Raw genomic sequence first — 2,392 nt, 5'->3', positions numbered from 1 at the left:
GCGTGCCTTATACAGTATTTATAGATCCACCATTATCACGTGTTGGATTAACTAGTAAAGAAGCTGCCGCTCAACATTATGATTACACTGAACATCAACTTTTAGTAAGTGCTATACCTCGTCACAAAATTAACAATGATCCAAGAGGTTTATTTAAAGTAGTCATTAATAATGAAAATAATATGATTTTAGGTGCTACATTATATGGTAAGCAATCTGAAGAATTAATTAATATAATTAAACTTGCGATTGATCAAAACATTCCATATACCGTATTACGAGATAATATTTATACACATCCTACGATGGCCGAATCATTTAATGATTTATTTAATTTCTAGACAAAACATAAAAACCTGGTGGCACGCATTGAATGATGCTGCCATCAGGTTTTATTGTTGTGCTTTTCGCTTTTCTAATTTTTCTTTAAGCTTTCTATCTTGTTCTTCTTTACGACGTTTACGTTCTTCATGTCGTTTTCTTAAACGCTCTTCTTCTTCAGGATCACGTGGTTTCTTTAATTGTTGAGAAACTTTTTCGATTAATTCTTCTTCAGTAAGCGCAGCCAGTGGGCGGTTATTAACAAAAGTGAATGTTTTTCGGCGTCCAGGTCCACAATAAGATTGACAACCTATCACGATTTCAGCATCGGGATCTAATTTTTCCAACTTCTTTTGTAACGTTCTTATATTGACTGCCTGACATTCATCACAAATAAGGAATGTATTTTTCATATTGCTACCCACCTTTCTTTATCATATCTATATCGTCGATTTCATTAATTTTTTCGTTAACTCTATCTATTTTACTCTTTTTAATATTTTTTTCAAGATACGTAACACGGCTGGCAATAAAAAATGGAGCATTTATCTTCTAATTAAATTAGATGATTGCTCCCCTATCAAATCATTTATTGCCCATGATAAATATTAAATTTTAATGGTTTAATACCATGTTTTGTCCATTCATCATAAATTTTTTCTTTATCTACATCTTTATTGATAATTGTAATACCACAGTCTCCACCACCAGCGCCTGATGTTTTAGATGCACCGTGATACTTTTCAGCAATATCACACAAATATTTTAGCTTTTCAGTTTCTATATCAACTGTAGCTTCTTTATCCATACGTTGAATAATTGTACGATTCTGACGCACCATCTTTTGCACACCTTTAATGTTATTTGTTTTAAAAGCATGAATAAGCTTTTCAACACAACGATGTGAATCTTCTAAGAAGTCACCGTAAAATGAAGGATCTGATTTCAAACGTTTCACTTCGCTAACAAAGTGTGGTGATGACGCCGGTGAGCCAGTCCAACCGATAAGTACTTCCATATTTTCAGGTGCTTGTAATGGTTCGATGTGCAATCCAGGCCAGTTTTTGATTAAAACTTCTTCAACCGTAGTATCTTCAATTTGATGCTTAACCCATTCATGATCAAAAGTACTATACGCTAACCATCCACTATATACACTCACAGCAATATCTCCGCATGAACTTAAACTTTGTAACTTCATATTTGCAATCACTGCTAGTTTATAAATGTATAAATTAGATAACTTCATATCATAAAATTCATTTAATACTTTTATAACTGACACAAGTACTGCTGCACTTGAACCTAATCCATATTTATGACCATTTGAATCATCTAAATTACTATCAATAGTCAGATGAAAATGCTTCATCGCTATATCGCAACTTTTCGCGTATTGTTCAAATATTTCAATAGCTGTGACCACATAATTTAATTGTTTTGCTGCATGTGGATCTGAAATGACAATACTATCTTCATCTCTACTAAATGTAACTGGGTTATGATGTAATGCTTTTGAATGAATGGTACCTTTATATTGGTCTGCTTCTTCAATAGTAGCAGTTACAAAACGATCTAACGCAATAAGTACAGATTTATATCCTGGTTCTGTTACAGCATATTCTCCAGCAATATAAAGTTTTCCGGGTGCTTTGACCTGAATCATTTTATCTCTTCCTTACTCAATTATTTCAATTCCTGTGGCAATAATGTCACTATCAATAATTTGGTTATTATCAAACTGTGTTAATAATTTATCTATAATCTGTTGCTTGTTTTTCTTTTCTACAAGTATTTTCACATTAGGACCCGCATCCATCGTAAAATAACACGGATATCCCGCTTCTCGGCATTCGTGAACGAGCGCCATGACATCATAACTTTCTTGCACAAGATAAGTGAACGGCGGTGTTGATCCCAGATTCGTGGCATGCATACGTAAACCATTTTCTTCAATTACTTCACCAAGGCGTTTAAAATCTTTGTCTTGAATCGCTGCTTTTGCTTCAGCTAAATCTTCATCAATATGATCTAACCAATATTGATAAAACCTTGATGTGTTTCGTGTCAA

At 33.4% G+C, this 2,392-nt stretch carries 2 protein-coding genes and 2 pseudogenes; 1 reads left to right on the top strand and 3 read right to left on the bottom strand.

What is annotated here, in order from left to right:
* Positions 1-341: pseudogene (locus tag IDG60_RS11165) on the top strand (hypothiocyanous acid reductase MerA); the annotation flags it as partial.
* Between the two features lie 51 nt (positions 342-392).
* Here IDG60_RS11165 and IDG60_RS11160 read toward each other — a convergent pair.
* The 3 genes and pseudogenes from IDG60_RS11160 to IDG60_RS11150 form a co-directional block, all read right to left on the bottom strand.
* Positions 393-734 carry a YuzB family protein gene (locus IDG60_RS11160; protein ID WP_000798967.1) on the bottom strand — a complete coding sequence of 114 codons (342 nt, stop codon included), beginning with the start codon at positions 732-734 and terminating at the stop codon, positions 393-395.
* Between the two features lie 176 nt (positions 735-910).
* Complete coding sequence (locus IDG60_RS11155; RefSeq protein WP_000616885.1) at positions 911-1,987, bottom strand: phosphomevalonate kinase; 1,077 nt, start codon at positions 1,985-1,987, stop codon at positions 911-913.
* A gap of 12 nt (positions 1,988-1,999) precedes the next feature.
* Positions 2,000-2,392: pseudogene (locus tag IDG60_RS11150) on the bottom strand (diphosphomevalonate decarboxylase); the annotation flags it as partial.

The organism is Staphylococcus sp. EG-SA-2, from assembly GCF_017152085.1.
This window is presented reverse-complemented; position numbering and strand designations above follow the sequence as displayed.